Source organism: Allobosea sp. TND4EK4 (assembly GCF_900156025.1).
In the GTDB taxonomy this organism is placed as follows: Bacteria; Pseudomonadota; Alphaproteobacteria; order Rhizobiales; family Beijerinckiaceae; genus Allobosea.
This window is the reverse complement of sequence record NZ_FTMO01000016.1, coordinates 26,352-40,750: the sequence shown is the minus strand read 5'-3', so window position 1 is coordinate 40,750 and position 14,399 is coordinate 26,352. Positions and strand designations below refer to the sequence as shown.

Below are 14,399 nucleotides of genomic sequence, written 5' to 3'. Positions count from 1 at the left end.
ATGCTTCAGGGCATCACGACGACGGGCGTGCCCATCTGCACGCGGGCGTAGAGATCGATCACGTCGCTGTTGTGCATGCGGAAGCAGCCATAGGAGGCGGCGGTGCCGACCGTCTGCGGCATGTTGGTGCCGTGGATGGCATATTGGCCGCCGGGGCCGAGCCCGATGACCCGTGCGCCCATCGGGTTGCGCGGCGAGCCACCGGGGATGACGTCGGGCAGGCGGGGGTTGTCGCGCTTGACCTCGGATGGCGGGCTCCAGGCCGGGTCGACCTGCAGCTCCTCGACATATTTGACGCCGCGCCACTGCTTGCCGGCCTTGCCGACCGCGATGGTGTAGCGGATCGCCTCGCCCGGTGCGTAGACGTAATAAAGGCGCCTCTCGCCGGTTCGGATCAGGATTGTGCCGGGCTGGAAACGGCCGTCGCGCAGCTCGACGACCTCGCGGGCCTGGCTGTGGCTCGCCAGGGCAGGCACTATCGCGCAGGCGAGAAGACTGGCGACGACAAGCGCTCGGGACATCGGTCTGGCTCCGCTCGAAGATGAGCGAAACAGTGGCCCCGGGAGCTTGAATCCGGCGTTGAGCGATATGGTGAATCGTGCGGCACGCGGATTCAGCATGAATCGGTGGTGAATCGCGGCTCAGGCCGCCGGCCGGCCCCGATGCTGCTGCGGCAGCAGGAAGGGCATCCCCGGCGCCGGAGCCCGGCTGAGCGAGAGGTCGACCCGGAAGACCTGCTGCAGCAGCGCGTCGTCCAGCGTTTGCGCGGGCGGGCCCTGCGCGATGATGCGGCCGCGATCCATCACGACCAGATGATCCGCGTAGGTCACGGCAAGGTTGAGATCATGCAGCACAACCAGCACGGCGACGCCGCGCGCCGCGATGCTGCGGGCCATGTCGAGCAAGGCGAGCTGGTGACAAAGGTCGAGGCTGGCGATGGGCTCGTCGAGGAAGAGCAACTGGCGTTCGGCGATGCTCCTGCCCGCTTCGAGCTGACAGAGCACGCGCGCGAATTGGACGCGCTGCTGCTCGCCGCCCGACAGGGTCTGGTAGCTGCGGCCCGCGAGGTCGAAGACGCCGGCAGCGGCCAGGCATTCGGCAACGATCGCCTCGCGGCGCGGGCGCGGCAGCGCGCGGCCGATCCCGTCGACGCCGAGGCGGGCGACCTCATAGACGCTGAAGGGGAAGGCGAGCCTGGCATGCTGCGCCATCACCGCCCGCTGGCAGGCGAGGCGCCAGCCCGGGATCGCGCGCAGCGCTTCGCCGCCGATGTCGATCTCGCCTCCGGCCGGCGCGATCTCGCCGGTCAGGAGCTTCAGCAGGGTCGATTTGCCGGCGCCGTTGGGGCCGATCACGATCGTGGTCGTTCCGGCGAGCAGGTCCAGCGAGGCGTTCGTCACGAGCGCGCGGCCACCGGCCGAAAAGCCGAGCTCGCGGCCGGACAGGATCGGTGGGTGCGTGGCGGCGTCAGACATCGAGGAGGCTCGTGCGCCGCAGCAGCAGCCACAGGAAGAAAGGCGCGCCGAGCGCGGCGGTGACGATGCCGATCGGCAGTTCCGCCGGCGCGACGATCAGCCTTGCGACGATGTCGGCCGCCACCAGCAGCATCGCTCCTCCCAGCGCCGACAGCGGCAGCAGCAGGCGGTGGTCGGGCCCGACCCAGAGCCTGACCAGATGCGGCACGACGATCCCGACGAAGCCGATCAATCCGGCTGCCGCGACGCTTGCCCCGACGGCGAGCGCGACCAGCAGGATCGCCATCGCCTTGATCCGCTGGACCGGGATGCCGAGATGATAGGCCTCGGCCTCGCCGAGCATGAGACCGTTCAGGCCCCGTGCCAGGAAGGGCATCAGGAGCAGGAGCGGCAGGATGATCGGGGCCACGGCCGAGAGCTTGGTCCAGCTCGCGCCACCCAGGCTGCCGAGCGACCAGAAGGTCAGGTCGCGCAATTGCCGGTCGTCGGAGACGAAGGAGAGCAGGCCGGTCAGCGCGCCTGAGAGCGCGCCGAGCGCGACTCCGGCGAGCAGCATGGTCGCGACCGAAGTGCGGCCCTCGCGCGTCGCGATGACGTAGAGAACCAGCGTCGAGACGAGGCCGCCGCAAAAGGCGCCGAAGGGCAGCACCGCGAAGGGCAGCTTCATCAGCGTGCCGGCGAGGAAGCGGTCGCCGAGGACGATGGTTGCCGCCGCGGCGAGTCCGGCTCCGGCGGAGACGCCGACAAGGCCGGGGTCGGCCAGCGGGTTGCGAAAAAGGCCCTGCATCAGCGCGCCGGACACGGCAAGGCCGGCGCCGACCAGCAGGCCGAGCAGCACGCGCGGCAGCCGGATGTTGAGCACGACCAGGACATCCCGCCCCTCGAGCGCGGCTCCGTTCCCGGTCAGCCAGCCGGCAAGGATGGCGGCCACGCGACCCGGCGCGATCGCAACCGCGCCCTGCCCGACGGCGATGACCGCAAGCAGCAGGCACGCCGCCCCCAGCCCGCCAAGCGCGATCAGTCCGAGCCGCCGCCGGCTTGCGACGAGCCCGGAGAGCGACGGTGTCGGCATGGCCTGACTGGGCACGGCGAAGGTCAAGGCACGGCGCCCGTGGTCAAGGGCGGAATCGTCGTCTCGGGATAGATCGACGCCATCAGGTCGCGCGCCGCCATCGGCGTGCGCGGGCCGAAGCCGAGGAGATAGAGCCCGTCCATATGGACCAGCCGCTTGGCTGCGGCGGCCGGCGTCTGCGAGAAGGCCGGGAGCGCGAACAACTCCTCGGCCGTGGTGCGGTGGTTGCCGCCATTGCTCATCATCAGGATCATGTCCGGCGCGGCGGCGATGATCGCCTCGTCCGTCATCGGCTTGTAGCCTTCGATCGCGGCGGCGGCGTTCTCGGCCCCCGCAAGCGCGATGATCCCGTCGGCCGAGCTGTTGCGGCCGCCGACCAGCGCGCGCCCGTTCTGCAGGGAGAGCACGAAGAGCACGCGCCGCTTCCGGCCGAGGCGGCTGCGCAGGTCGTCGAGTTCGCGGAAGCTCGCCGCGGTCCGGTCGGCAAGGCGTGCGGCCGGTTCGGCCGCACCGATCGCGGTTCCGATGGCCCTGATCTTCACGGCGACGCCCTCCGGCGTCTGGCCATCGGCGATGCGCTCGATGCGGATACCCGATTCGGTCAGCAGGGAAATTGCGTCGGGCGGCCCCGCGCCGTCGATGAGCAGGAGGAGCGTCGGCTTGAGCGACAGCACGCCCTCGGCCGACAGCGCGCGGACATAGCCGATATTGGCCTTCTGCCTCAGCGCCTCGGCCGGGAACAGGCTGGTCGAGTCGACGCCGACCACGCGGTCCTGCTGGCCGAGCGCATAGATCACCTCCGTGACGACGCCGCCGGCGACCACGATGCGGTCCGTGGCGGCCTGCGCGAAGGTGGGCGCGCCGAGGAGGCCCGAAAGCGCCGGAACTGCCAGGCCGAGCGCGGCGAGTGCGTCGCGCCGGCTCGGTCGGGACACCGGGCTGCCGGCCGTGACCTGCGGATGAGAAGCCTTGCCTGTCGACATCGTGTCGCTCCTCCGCGGCGTCCGTCACCGCGCTTCGTTGAAGTGCCCCGCGCGACTGCTTTCAGCCGCTTGATCTCAAAGGACAAACACCAAGTAGACCTCAGTTTTTAATGATTAAAAACTAAATCTGTACTCAGCTATTGTTGACGCAGATATTCGGCTTTACTAGAAACGGTCAAGCGCCGGGAGCCGGCGTCGCCGAGCGCGACACCGATGCCGCCGCCTTCGTCTTCCCTTTCCGGCTTGTCCGGCCGCCAGTGCAGGATCGTTCGATGTTCATCGCCATGAACCGCTTCAAGGTCGTCAAGGGCGAGGAGGCCGCCTTCGAGACGGTCTGGTCGTCGCGCAAGAGCCGGCTCGACGAGATGCCGGGCTTCATCGCATTCCATTTGCTCAAGGGGCCGGAGAAGGAGGACCACACGCTGTACTCCTCGCATACCAGCTGGGCCTCCAAGGACGACTTCACTGCCTGGACCAAGTCCGAGCAGTTCCGCGAATCCCACCGCAACGCCGGCCAGCCGCGCTCTGCCCCGCTCTATCTCGGCCATCCCGAGTTCGAGGGCTTCGAGACGGTGCTGAGCGAGACCAATCCGCATCGGCCGCGCCAGGCCGCCGAGTGAGCGCCGGCCGATGACGATCGCCGACACCGCCGGAAACCCGCTGGACCATGCGCGTAAGTTGCTCGCCGCCAAGCCGGACGGGCTGATCGAGGCCATTGCGCGGGAGGCGGGCGTTCCGACGCGGGCGGTGCTCGAAATGCTGCCGGCCGAGCAGCGGCTCTTCGTCGCGCCGGAACAATTCGAGGCGCTCTGGCAGGATATCGCCAGCTGGGGGACGGTGCTCTTCCTGATGCACACGCCGGACATCGTGCTGGAGGTCGAGGGCGCGCTTCCCGTCGGCAGCTTCGGGCACGGCTACTACAACATCCACGGCGACAGCCCGATCGGCGGGCACATCAAGGCGCAGAACTGCCGCGCGATCTATCTCGTCGATCGGGCGAGCGGGCAGGGCCGGCGCGCCTGCTCGGTGCAGTTCTTCAACGAGGCCGGCGAGGTCATGTTCAAGATCTTCGTGCGGCGAGATGCCCATCGCGCCCTGCTGCCAGATCAGCTAAAGCGCTTCGATGATCTGAAGACGCGCTTCGCCTGAGCCGCGAAATCCGATGCGACGCCCCTGAGCGAGCCTCGCATGGTGGCTCGCTTGGCGGCCCCAGCAACGGCCGATGATGACACTCCTTCACCTTTGGTTAACCATAACGGCGCAGCCTTCGTGCTCGCGTGATCCACAAACGTGATGTCGCAGCCTCGTCCGGAGAGGGACGAATATGACGACATCGCGGAGGTCGATCTGCCCGACGGGTCAGCCGAGGATGCAGCGATGGCGGCGCATATCGTCATGGAGCGGGCGAGCTTTCCGCCGCGCCGCCCCGCCCTCACTTTCGCATCCGGCCGGCGCTTCGTCGCCCGCCGCGTCCCCCTGCTGCGGTCGAGCTTCGGCTCCGCGATCCTGCTCGGCCTGCGCTTCCTGCAGGCGCGCTTCATCTCGGTCTGGGGGCTGATCATTGCGGCGGCGCTCTGCCCGCCCTTCGTCTTCGCCGCCTTCGCTGTGTTCGCCGCAGCGGTGAACTTCGTTTCCACGGCCTCGCTGCTGCGCCTTGAGGTGGTCTTCTTCCAGACCAGCGACCGGAAGAAGCTCGGCCTCGCCGTGCGGCTCGCCAGCCTCGTCGGCGTGGCCTTCCTGGGCCTTTCCGCGCTCGTGCTGCTGACCCTGGCCCTGGCGGGCTGGGTCGCGCCCGCCGTCGCCTTCGTCTTCCTGCTTTCGCTGGTGGGGCGCACGATGCTGCGCCTGCTCTGGGCCGAGGCCACGGCGGAGGGCGACTTCCGGGCCATCGGGAACAGCAACGTCGTCCAGGCCGTCATCCAGCCGGTGCTGATGCTGCTGCTGATCTTCCTCTTCGGCCCCAAGGCGCTCGCGCTGTTCCTGGCCGATGCCGTGGGGCACCTGCTGGCGGCGGCCTATCTGTTGCGGCGCCGTGCGCGCGCGCTGCTGCCGCTGCTGCTGCCGGCGCTCTGGTCCCTGGCGAGCCTGCGGGAGGCTGCCCATCGCTGGCGCGGCGTGGCCATCGTCCTCCTGCCCTCGGCGCTGCTCTCCTACGGTTTCGCCATCGCGCCGATCCTGGCCTTGCCCTATGCGTCGAACACGCTGCTCGCCGCCCATGTCGCGCTGGCGATGCGCCTTCTCGACATGCCGGCGCAGATGTTCGGCACGGTCGCTGTGCCGCTGACGCTCAATCGCCTGCGTGCCTATACCGGTACGCGACGGCGGTTCTGGATGAAGCTGATGACGCTGGCGCTGATGGCGGCGGCCGCGGCCCTGTTCGCCGGCATCGGCAGCGTGGCCTGGTTCGCCGACGGCTTCCTCGACAGCACGCGCTGGGCCGGCGTCGGCGAGGCAGTCGCCGTTCTCAGCATCTTCTATGCCGCCTCCACCCTGGTCGGGCCGCTGCAAGAGATCGCGACGCTCTCGCGCCACGCGCTCGGGCAACTGGCGATCAACGCGGTGTCGCTGGTCGTCATCATCGCCGTGATGCTCGGCTTCGGGCACTTGTCGCTCGCGCTGCTCTATGCGCTGGGCGCGGTCTCGGTCGGCCGGACCCTGCTCTATCTCGCCTTCATCTGGCTGTCGCGCGACGATGCGGGCGAGCCGCCCTACGGCATGGCCGCGGCGGCCTGAGCGCTATTCGCGGCGGATCAGCCGGTCGGCGATCAGGGAGGACAAGAGCCCCGGCTTGAACTCGCGTTCCAAGCGGACCGGATCGTAGATCGTCTCGACCCAGTCGAGGAAAGGGATGCCCTTCGCATCGCCTTCGCGGCGATAGGCGTCGAAGAAGGCGTCCAGGATTCCGGTCTTGGCAAAGCGGAAATGGCCGTAGCGCAGCGAGAGTTGAGCCATCGCCTCGTCGAGCGGGCGGTTTTCATGCACCAGCAGGTAGAGCGCCGAGAAGAAACCCGCCCGGTCGGCGCCCGACTTGCAGTGCACCAGCGCCGGCTCCTCGAGGCTGGCGAAAAACGCCTTCGCGCCGAGGATCGTCTCGCGATCGGGCGCCCCCCGGGAGCGCAGGACGAAGTCGACGAGCCGGATGCCGTGGCGCTCGCTCGCCTCCTTCTGCAGCGGCCAGGAGCCATGCTCGCGCCCGCCACGCAGGTTGACGATCGTCTTCACGCCCTTGCGGGCGAAAGCGGCGATCTGTCCGGGTGCAGGCTGGGCCGAGCGCCACAGGCGCGGCGTGACGCGGTGGGCGTTGAGATAGGCCATGCGGAAAATGCCGTGGTCGACCAGCAGCATGTTCGTCCAGGCGCGCAAGCGCTGGCCGCCGGTCTCGATCGGCTTGTCCCAGCGGGCGATGCGGGCCATGCGCCGGGCATAGCGCTCTTCGTCGGGGCGCAGGCGGTTCAGCACGGCCCAGTCTCGGAAATGCTCATGATGCGCCGATAGCAGCGGCAGGGACAGCGCGCAAATCGTCGGGTGCTGCGACGCAGCGGAAAGGGTTGGACTTTTCGCCGCAACCTTGCATAAGGCCCCCGCTCATTTCGCCAGCGACAGGTTCTCGACTCATGCGCATCGACGCCATCTCCATCGGCAAGAATCCGCCGGACGAGGTCAACGTCCTCATCGAGGTGGCGATCGGCGGCGAGCCGATCAAGTACGAAATGGACAAGGAAGCCGGCACGCTCTTCGTCGACCGCTTCCTTTACACGCCGATGCGCTATCCGGGGAATTACGGCTTCATCCCGCACACGCTCTCCGAGGACGGCGATCCCTGCGACGTGCTGGTCGCCAACACCCGCCCGCTGGTCCCCGGCTCCTATATCGCCGTGCGGCCGATCGGCGTGATGCTGATGGAGGACGAGGGCGGCGGCGACGAGAAGATCATCGCCGTGCCGGTGCCGAAGCTGACCAAGCGCTACGAGAACGTCCACAACTACACCGACCTGCCCAAGATCACGCTCGACCAGATCCAGCACTTCTTCGAGCACTACAAGGATCTGGAGCCCGGCAAATGGGTCAAGCTCAAGGGCTGGGGCGACGCCGCCATGGCCAGGAAGCTGATCGTCGAGGCGATGGATCGCGCCAAGGCCGCCAAGGGCTGAATCCGCAGTCCAGCTCCCGATGTCCTGCTCGGGCTTGCACCGAGCATCTCTGAAACCAGAGCCTGCCCGTCCTGAGATCCCGTGTCGCCGTTGCGCGTTGCCGGTGAATCTCAGGGCACGCTTCGGCCCTCGATGGCGTGAGCCAGCGCCACCGTGCGACGCGCCATCTCGGCATGCAGCAGCTCGACCATGCGCCCGTCGAGCTGGATCGCGCCCCTGCCGGCATTCTCGGGCAGGTCGAAGGCGGCGATGATCGCCCTGGCGCGGGTCAACTCGGCCTCGTCCGGCGCGAAGACGGCGTTCGCCGGCGCCACCTGGGCGGGATGGATCAACGTCTTGCCGTCGAAGCCCAGATCGCGGGCCTGCTCGCATTCGGCCTGGAAGCCGGCTTCGTCCCTGAGCTCGTTGTGGACGCCGTCGAGGATGTCGATGCCGTGGGCGCGCGCGGCCAGCAGAGCGCTGGTGAGCCATGGCAGCATCGGCGCCCGGCCGGGGACGAAGCGGGCCCGCGTCTCCTTGGCGAGATCGTTGGTGCCCATGACGAAGCAGGTGAGCCGCGTCGCCGGATCGCGCGCCGCCCTCGCGATCCGCTCGACATCGAGGATGGCGAGCGGCGTCTCGATCATTGCCCATACCGCGATCGAGAGGTCTGCGCCGAGCGTGGTCAGGCGGTTGCCGATCTCGACCAGAGTCTCGGGGTCGGAGACCTTCGGGATGAGGATGGCATCGGGCCGGGCTTCGACGGCCGCAGCCAGATCGGCTTCGAACCATGGGGTCGCGGTTCCATTGACCCTGATGACCAGTTCCCGGCGGCCATAGCCGCCGGCCTTCACCGCCGCGCAGACCTGTTCGCGCGCGGTTGCCTTCGCGTCGGGTGCGACGGCATCCTCCAGGTCGAGGATCAGCACGTCCGCGGCGATCTCGCGGGCCTTCTCCAGCGCACGGGCATTCGAGCCGGGCATGTAGAGGGCGCTGCGGCGGGGGCGGATGGCAGTCATCATGGCTCCTGACGGATCGCGGGCGTGTTGCGCCGCAACGTAGCGCATCGCGGCGAAGGGGGAAGCGCTGCGAAAGACGGAGGAGATAGCATGGGCTGGGTCGCCGGGGTGGACGGGTGCAAGGCCGGCTGGATCGCCGCGATCGCCCCGGCCGGGGGCGGAGCGCCGGTCATCCGCGTGGTGCGCCGCTTCGCCGAGCTTCTCGAAGGGGAGGGCGCGCCGGAGATCGTCGCGGTCGACATGCCGATCGGCCTGCCGGACCGCATCGCAGGTTCGGGACGCGGCCCCGAGCAGCTTGTTCGAGCTCTGCTCGGCGACCGACAATCATCGGTCTTTTCGATCCCCGCGCGTGCTGCCGTCGAGGCGCTCGATTACCGCGAGGCCTGCGCGCTCGCCTCCGCCTCGTCCGAGCCGGCGCGGCGCGTCTCGAAGCAGGGCTTTCATCTCTTTCCGAAGATCCGCGAGATCGACATCCTGCTCCGTGACGAGGCGGCGCTTCGCAACCGGGTGTTCGAGGTTCATCCGGAATTCGCCTTCCGCACCCTGGCCGGGCAGCCCCTGCGGTGTCCCAAGAAGATCAGGGGCGCCGTCAATCCGGCCGGCATGGCCGAGCGCCGGGCGCTGCTGGCGGAGGCATGCATCCCGGCCGATGTCCTGAACTCACGCCCGCCTCGCGGTGCGGCTGCCGACGACCTCCTCGACGCACTCGCGGCGCTGGTCGTCGCCCGGCACATTGCCGCCGGGCGCGGGAAGCCCTTCCCCGACCCGCCCGGACGCGATAGCCACGGCCTGCCCATCGCGATCTGGACCTTCTCGGCCGATCCGCCCGCACAGGATGCCGTCATGAGCGACCGCCCCGTCTCCCGCCCGATGATCGAAGACGCGGCCCGGCGCATCGCCGGCCATGCCCGCGTCACGCCGGTGATGCGGCTGGGGGCCGGTGCGCTCGGCAGCGAGGCGGACATCTCGCTCAAGCTGGAATGCCTGCAGCATGCGGGCTCCTTCAAGACGCGCGGCGCCTTCAACAACCTGCTCTCGCTGACCGTGCCGGCAGCGGGCGTGTCGGCCGCCTCCGGCGGCAACCATGGCGCGGCGGTCGCCTATGCCGCATCGAGGCGCGGCGTGAAGGCCACGATCTTCGTGCCCGAGATTTCGCCCGCCGCGAAGATCGAGGCGATCAAGCGCTTCGGGGCCGAGGTGGTGGTCGGCGGCGCGCAATATGACGACGCGCAAGCGGCCTGCGACCGCTTCGCTGCCGAGACGGGCGCGCTGAAGATCCATCCCTTTGCCGCCAAGGAGACCATCGCGGGGCAGGGCACGCTAGGCCGCGAATGGGCGGGTCAGGAACCCGATCTCGATACGGTCCTTGTCGCGGTCGGTGGCGGCGGGCTGATCTCGGGCATTGCGAGCTGGTTCGCCGGGAGCAGGGTCAAGGTGGTCGGCGTCGAGCCCGAGGGCTCGCGCGCGCTGCAGGCGGCGTTGGAGGCGAAGGGCCCCGTCGAGGTGAAGGTCGCGTCCGTGGCCGCGGATTCGCTGGGGGCCCGCAATGTCGGCCCGCTGGTCTACGATTGCTGCAAGGATGCCGTCGATCATGTCGTGCTGGTGGCGGACGATGCGATCACCGAGGCGCAGAAGGTTCTCTGGCGGGACTTCCGCCTTGCCGTCGAGCCCGGCGGCGCCGCCGCGTTCGGGGCGCTGATCGGCGGGGCCTACAAGCCGGCCAAGGGTGAGCGGCTGGGCGTCCTGGTCTGCGGGGCGAATGTCGACCTGGCGAAGCTTGCCGTCATCGCAGCCTGACATTCGGCCTTTCGTCGGGGCTGACGCTTCGTCTGCTGCACCGCACACTGGCCAGCCAGAGGAGGCGCTCATGCCCGGTTCGATGTCGAAGACCAGTTCCGGCCGCTTCTTCGAGGACTTCGATCTCGGGGAGGTCATCGTCCATGCGACGCCGCGCACGGTGACAGCCGGCGACGTCGCTCTCTATACCGCGCTCTACGGCTCGCGTTTCGCGGTTCAGTCGGCGGAGAGCTTTGCGCAGGCCATCGGCTATCCGGCGATGCCGGTGGACGATGTCCTCGTCTTCCATATCGTCTTCGGCAAGACGGTGCCGGATGTCTCGCTCAATGCCGTCGCCAATCTCGGCTATGCCGATGGCCGCTTCCTCAGGCCGGTTTTCGTCGGCGACACGCTGGCGACCACCTCCGAGGTCATCGGCCTGAAGCAGACGTCGTCCGGCGATGCGGGCATCGTCTATGTCCGCTCCATCGGGCGCAACCAGCACCACGAAATCGTGCTGAGCTATGCGCGCTGGGTCCTGGTGCGCAAGCGCCATCCCGGCACGCCGGCCCATGCCGAGCAGTTGCCGGATTTGCCGGTCGCCGTGCTGCCCGAGGAACTGGGCGAGGGCTGCCCGCCGATCGATCTGGCCGCCTATGACGATGCGCTGGCCGGCTCGCGCTTTCGATGGGGCGACTATGCTGCCGGCGAGCGCATCGACCATGTCGACGGCGTGACGGTGGAGGAGGCCGAGCACCAGCTCGCCACCCGGCTCTACCAGAACACCGCCCGGGTGCATTTCGATGCGCATGCCGCGAAAGGCAGCCGCTTCGGCAAGCGGCTAATCTATGGCGGGCATGTCATCAGCCTGGCGCGCGCGCTGTCCTTCAACGGACTCGGCAACGCCTTTCACGTCGCGGCCATCAATGGCGGGCGGCATGTCGCCCCGCTCTTCGCCGGCGATACCGTCTATGCCTGGAGCGAGGTGCTGGAGAGCGCCGAGTTGCCAGGCCGCAGCGATGTCGGCGCGCTGCGCCTGCGGCTGGTTGCGACCAAGAACCTGTCCGGCGCCGGAAACCCGCTCAAGGACGGGGAACGCTATGTCGAGGGCGTGGTTCTCGACCTGGATTACTGGGCGCTTCTGCCGCGCTAGACTTTCCTGAAGAAATGACAGAATCTGGAATCCGTCACTCGAGCTGTCCTGTCTGGATTGCGGCACCCGTTGGGTTTCGTTAGAGAGCGGATCACTCTAGAATGATCCCAAATGCGTCCGCCGATGCGGTGGGCCGTCCGATCGGAGAATGCTCTTGGCCGAGGTCAAGCCCGCGGCTCGCCCGCTGTCGCCCCATCTGCAGATCTACCGCTGGTCCTGGACGATGGCGATGTCCATCGCCCATCGCGTCACCGGCAGCAGCCTTTACGTCGGCACGGTGCTGATCGCGGCCTGGCTGGTCGCCGCGGCCTCCGGCCCGCAGGCCTTCGACACGGCGCAGTGGATCGCCGGCTCGCTGCTGGGGCGCCTCGTGCTGTTCCTCTACAGCTTCGCCCTGATCCACCACATGCTGGGCGGCGTACGTCATCTGGTGTGGGACACCGGCAACGGCTACGAGCCGCAAGCCCGGATGAACCTCGCCCGATTCACGCTGATCGGCTCGGTCAGCCTGACGATCCTGATCTGGGTCGTCGCGCTCGTGCTGCGCTGAGGGACTCGACCATGACCCAATCCTCGATGCGTACCCCGCTCGGCCGCGTCCGTGGCCTCGGCTCGGCGAAGTCCGGCACCGGCCATTTCTGGCTGCAACGGATGACGGCGGTGTCCAACCTCGTCCTGACGATCATCTTCATCGGGATTGTCATCTCGCTCAGCGGCCGGCCCTATCCGGCGGCGATGGCGTTGCTGGGCCATCCGCTCGTCTCGATCCTGATGCTGCTCTTCATCCTCTCGGCCTGCGTGCACATGCGGATCGGCATGCAGACCATCCTGGAGGACTATGTCCATCACGAGGGCTTCAAGGTCCTGACGGCGATGGCGAACACCTTCTTCGCCATCGCGGTGGGCGCTGCCAGCGTCTATGCGGTGCTGAAGCTGTCATTTGGAGGCTGATCCGATGGCGATCACCAAGTCCCGCCCGGTCCCGGCCTATACCGGCACCGCCTATCCGATCACCGACCACACCTTCGACGTCGTCGTCGTCGGCGCCGGCGGCGCGGGTCTGCGCGCCACCGTCGGCTGCTCGCAGGCCGGCCTGCGCACCGCCTGCATCTCGAAGGTGTTCCCGACCCGCTCGCACACCGTCGCGGCCCAGGGCGGCGTCGCCGCCTCGCTCGGCAACATGGGCAAGGACACCTGGCAGTGGCACATGTACGACACCGTCAAGGGGTCGGACTGGCTCGGCGACCAGGACGCGATCGAGTATCTCGTCCGCAACGCGCCGGCCGCTGTCTACGAGCTCGAGCATTGGGGCGTGCCCTTCTCGCGCACCGAGGACGGCCGCATCTATCAGCGCCCCTTCGGCGGCATGACCACCGAATTCGGCGAGGGCCCGCCGGCGCAGCGCACCTGCGCCGCGGCCGACCGCACCGGCCATGCCATGCTGCACACGCTCTATGGCCAGGCGCTGCGCTACAACACCGAGTTCTTCATCGAATATTTCGCCATCGACCTGATCATGGACGAGGATGGCCATTGCCGCGGCGTGATCGCGCTCAAGCTCGATGACGGCACGCTGCACCGCTTCCGCGCCCAGCAGACGATCCTGGCGACCGGCGGCTATGGACGCGCCTATTTCTCCGCGACCAGCGCCCATACCTGCACCGGCGACGGCGGCGGCATGGTGCTGCGCGCCGGCCTGCCGATGCAGGACATGGAGTTCGTGCAGTTCCATCCGACCGGCATCTACGGCTCGGGCTGCCTGATCACCGAAGGTGCGCGCGGCGAGGGCGGCTACCTCACCAATTCCGAGGGCGAGCGCTTCATGGAGCGCTATGCCCCTTCGGCCAAGGACCTCGCCTCGCGCGACGTCGTTTCGCGCTCGATGACGATGGAGATCCGGGCCGGCCGCGGCGTCGGCAAGGACAAGGACCACATCTACCTGCATCTCGACCACCTGGACCCGAAGATCCTGCACGAGCGTCTGCCGGGCATCTCCGAGAGCGCCAAGATCTTCGCCGGCGTCGACGTGACCCGCGAGCCGATCCCGGTGCTGCCGACGGTGCACTACAACATGGGCGGCATCCCGACGAACTTCCACGGCGAGGTGCTGACCAAGGTCGGCGGCGATCCGGACACGGTGGTGCCGGGCCTGATGGCGATCGGCGAGGCGGCCTGCGTCTCCGTGCATGGTGCCAACCGCCTCGGCTCCAATTCGCTGATCGATCTCGTGGTGTTCGGCCGCGCGGCCGGCCTGCGCTGCGCCGACACGGTGACGGCGGGCGAGAAGCAGCCGGAACTGCCGAAGGGCTCCTCCGATCTCGCGCTCTCGCGCCTGGACAAGTACCGTAACGCTGCGGGCGGCACGCCCACGGCCGTGCTGCGCGACCGGATGCAGCGGACGATGCAGAACAACTGCGCCGTCTATCGCGAGGGCGACACGCTGGAAGAGGGCCACAAGCTCATCCACGAGGTCTGGAACGGCATCACCGATGTCGGCACCAAGGACCGCTCGCTGATCTGGAACTCCGACCTGATCGAAACGCTGGAATTCGACAACCTGATCACCCAGGCGGTCGTCACCATGGACTCGGCGCTGAACCGCCCGGAAAGCCGCGGCGCCCATGCCCGCGAGGATTATCCGAACCGCGACGACAAGGACTGGATGAAGCACACGCTCGCCTGGATCGACGACGAGAACCGCACGGTCTCGCTCGATGACCGGCCGGTGCATACCTACACGATGTCCAACGACATCGAATACATCAAGCCGAAGGCGCGGGTGTACTGAGCG

General features: G+C 68.3%; 15 protein-coding genes. 9 read left to right on the top strand and 6 right to left on the bottom strand.

What is annotated here, in order from left to right:
* Positions 1-5: 5 nt before the first annotated feature.
* The 4 genes from BW981_RS18160 to BW981_RS18145 all read right to left on the bottom strand — a co-directional run bounded on the left by BW981_RS18160 (position 6) and on the right by BW981_RS18145 (position 3,530).
* A complete protein-coding gene (locus tag BW981_RS18160) occupies positions 6-521 on the bottom strand; it encodes a L,D-transpeptidase (RefSeq protein WP_076441785.1) in 516 nt (171 codons plus the stop codon).
* Positions 522-641: 120 nt separating this feature from the next.
* Positions 642-1,475: a heme ABC transporter ATP-binding protein gene (locus BW981_RS18155; RefSeq protein WP_076441784.1), complete on the bottom strand. Its 834-nt coding sequence runs from the start codon at positions 1,473-1,475 to the stop codon at positions 642-644.
* A complete protein-coding gene (locus tag BW981_RS18150) occupies positions 1,468-2,547 on the bottom strand; it encodes a FecCD family ABC transporter permease (protein WP_139333836.1) in 1,080 nt (359 codons plus the stop codon). Before BW981_RS18150 ends, BW981_RS18155 begins: the two co-directional genes overlap by 8 nt.
* 23 nt (positions 2,548-2,570) lie before the next feature.
* Positions 2,571-3,530: a heme/hemin ABC transporter substrate-binding protein gene (locus BW981_RS18145; protein ID WP_083712465.1), complete on the bottom strand. Its 960-nt coding sequence runs from the start codon at positions 3,528-3,530 to the stop codon at positions 2,571-2,573.
* A gap of 272 nt (positions 3,531-3,802) precedes the next feature.
* Here BW981_RS18145 and BW981_RS18140 point away from each other — a divergent pair, with 272 nt between their 5' ends.
* The 3 genes from BW981_RS18140 (at position 3,803) to BW981_RS18130 (ending at position 6,263) form a co-directional block, all read left to right on the top strand.
* Positions 3,803-4,150 carry a heme-degrading protein HmuQ gene (locus tag BW981_RS18140; RefSeq protein ID WP_076441782.1) on the top strand — a complete coding sequence of 116 codons (348 nt, stop codon included), beginning with the start codon at positions 3,803-3,805 and terminating at the stop codon, positions 4,148-4,150.
* Positions 4,151-4,160: 10 nt separating this feature from the next.
* On the top strand, positions 4,161-4,679 hold the full coding sequence (hutX, locus tag BW981_RS18135; RefSeq protein ID WP_076441781.1) for a heme utilization cystosolic carrier protein HutX: 519 nt from the start codon (positions 4,161-4,163) through the stop codon (positions 4,677-4,679).
* Between the two features lie 144 nt (positions 4,680-4,823).
* A complete protein-coding gene (locus BW981_RS18130; protein ID WP_076441779.1) occupies positions 4,824-6,263 on the top strand; it encodes a hypothetical protein in 1,440 nt (479 codons plus the stop codon).
* Positions 6,264-6,266: 3 nt separating this feature from the next.
* Here BW981_RS18130 and BW981_RS18125 read toward each other — a convergent pair whose 3' ends face one another.
* Entirely contained in the window at positions 6,267-6,989 is a 723-nt protein-coding gene (locus BW981_RS18125; RefSeq protein WP_076441778.1) for a fused DSP-PTPase phosphatase/NAD kinase-like protein, read from the bottom strand.
* Between the two features lie 155 nt (positions 6,990-7,144).
* Between BW981_RS18125 and ppa the strand changes: the two genes are divergently transcribed.
* Positions 7,145-7,681: an inorganic diphosphatase gene (gene ppa, locus BW981_RS18120; protein WP_076441776.1), complete on the top strand. Its 537-nt coding sequence runs from the start codon at positions 7,145-7,147 to the stop codon at positions 7,679-7,681.
* A gap of 110 nt (positions 7,682-7,791) precedes the next feature.
* Here the strand turns inward: ppa and BW981_RS18115 are convergent, their stop codons facing one another.
* A complete protein-coding gene (locus BW981_RS18115; RefSeq protein ID WP_076441822.1) occupies positions 7,792-8,679 on the bottom strand; it encodes an HpcH/HpaI aldolase/citrate lyase family protein in 888 nt (295 codons plus the stop codon).
* Between the two features lie 90 nt (positions 8,680-8,769).
* Here BW981_RS18115 and BW981_RS23675 point away from each other — a divergent pair, with 90 nt between their 5' ends.
* The 5 genes from BW981_RS23675 (at position 8,770) to sdhA (ending at position 14,396) form a co-directional block, all read left to right on the top strand.
* Entirely contained in the window at positions 8,770-10,476 is a 1,707-nt protein-coding gene (locus BW981_RS23675; protein WP_083712464.1) for a serine/threonine dehydratase, read from the top strand.
* Between the two features lie 70 nt (positions 10,477-10,546).
* Positions 10,547-11,608, top strand: coding sequence for a MaoC family dehydratase (locus BW981_RS18100; RefSeq protein WP_244560370.1), 1,062 nt, complete (start codon positions 10,547-10,549; stop codon positions 11,606-11,608).
* Positions 11,609-11,756: 148 nt separating this feature from the next.
* On the top strand, positions 11,757-12,158 hold the full coding sequence (gene sdhC, locus BW981_RS18095) for a succinate dehydrogenase, cytochrome b556 subunit (RefSeq protein WP_076441774.1): 402 nt from the start codon (positions 11,757-11,759) through the stop codon (positions 12,156-12,158).
* Between the two features lie 11 nt (positions 12,159-12,169).
* A complete protein-coding gene (gene sdhD, locus BW981_RS18090; protein WP_076441773.1) occupies positions 12,170-12,559 on the top strand; it encodes a succinate dehydrogenase, hydrophobic membrane anchor protein in 390 nt (129 codons plus the stop codon).
* Positions 12,560-12,563: 4 nt separating this feature from the next.
* The gene (sdhA, locus tag BW981_RS18085; protein ID WP_076441771.1) at positions 12,564-14,396 is read left to right on the top strand and encodes a succinate dehydrogenase flavoprotein subunit; all 1,833 of its coding nucleotides are present in this window, start codon (positions 12,564-12,566) and stop codon (positions 14,394-14,396) included.
* Positions 14,397-14,399 lie beyond the last annotated feature (3 nt).

What these genes read in the sequence shown, in the direction of transcription:
- BW981_RS23675 (WP_083712464.1), top strand. Translation starts at nt 8,770, where the DNA reads ATGGGCTGGGTCGCCGGGGTGGACGGGTGCAAGGCCGGCTGGATCGCC.
- hutX (WP_076441781.1), top strand. Translation starts at nt 4,161, where the DNA reads ATGACGATCGCCGACACCGCCGGAAACCCGCTGGACCATGCGCGTAAG.
- BW981_RS18155 (WP_076441784.1), bottom strand. Translation starts at nt 1,475, where the DNA reads ATGTCTGACGCCGCCACGCACCCACCGATCCTGTCCGGCCGCGAGCTC.
- BW981_RS18140 (WP_076441782.1), top strand. Translation starts at nt 3,803, where the DNA reads ATGTTCATCGCCATGAACCGCTTCAAGGTCGTCAAGGGCGAGGAGGCC.
- sdhD (WP_076441773.1), top strand. Translation starts at nt 12,170, where the DNA reads ATGACCCAATCCTCGATGCGTACCCCGCTCGGCCGCGTCCGTGGCCTC.
- ppa (WP_076441776.1), top strand. Translation starts at nt 7,145, where the DNA reads ATGCGCATCGACGCCATCTCCATCGGCAAGAATCCGCCGGACGAGGTC.
- BW981_RS18145 (WP_083712465.1), bottom strand. Translation starts at nt 3,530, where the DNA reads ATGTCGACAGGCAAGGCTTCTCATCCGCAGGTCACGGCCGGCAGCCCG.
- sdhA (WP_076441771.1), top strand. Translation starts at nt 12,564, where the DNA reads ATGGCGATCACCAAGTCCCGCCCGGTCCCGGCCTATACCGGCACCGCC.
- BW981_RS18130 (WP_076441779.1), top strand. Translation starts at nt 4,824, where the DNA reads ATGTCGCAGCCTCGTCCGGAGAGGGACGAATATGACGACATCGCGGAG.
- BW981_RS18150 (WP_139333836.1), bottom strand. Translation starts at nt 2,547, where the DNA reads ATGCCGACACCGTCGCTCTCCGGGCTCGTCGCAAGCCGGCGGCGGCTC.
- BW981_RS18100 (WP_244560370.1), top strand. Translation starts at nt 10,547, where the DNA reads ATGCCCGGTTCGATGTCGAAGACCAGTTCCGGCCGCTTCTTCGAGGAC.
- sdhC (WP_076441774.1), top strand. Translation starts at nt 11,757, where the DNA reads ATGCTCTTGGCCGAGGTCAAGCCCGCGGCTCGCCCGCTGTCGCCCCAT.
- BW981_RS18115 (WP_076441822.1), bottom strand. Translation starts at nt 8,679, where the DNA reads ATGACTGCCATCCGCCCCCGCCGCAGCGCCCTCTACATGCCCGGCTCG.
- BW981_RS18160 (WP_076441785.1), bottom strand. Translation starts at nt 521, where the DNA reads ATGTCCCGAGCGCTTGTCGTCGCCAGTCTTCTCGCCTGCGCGATAGTG.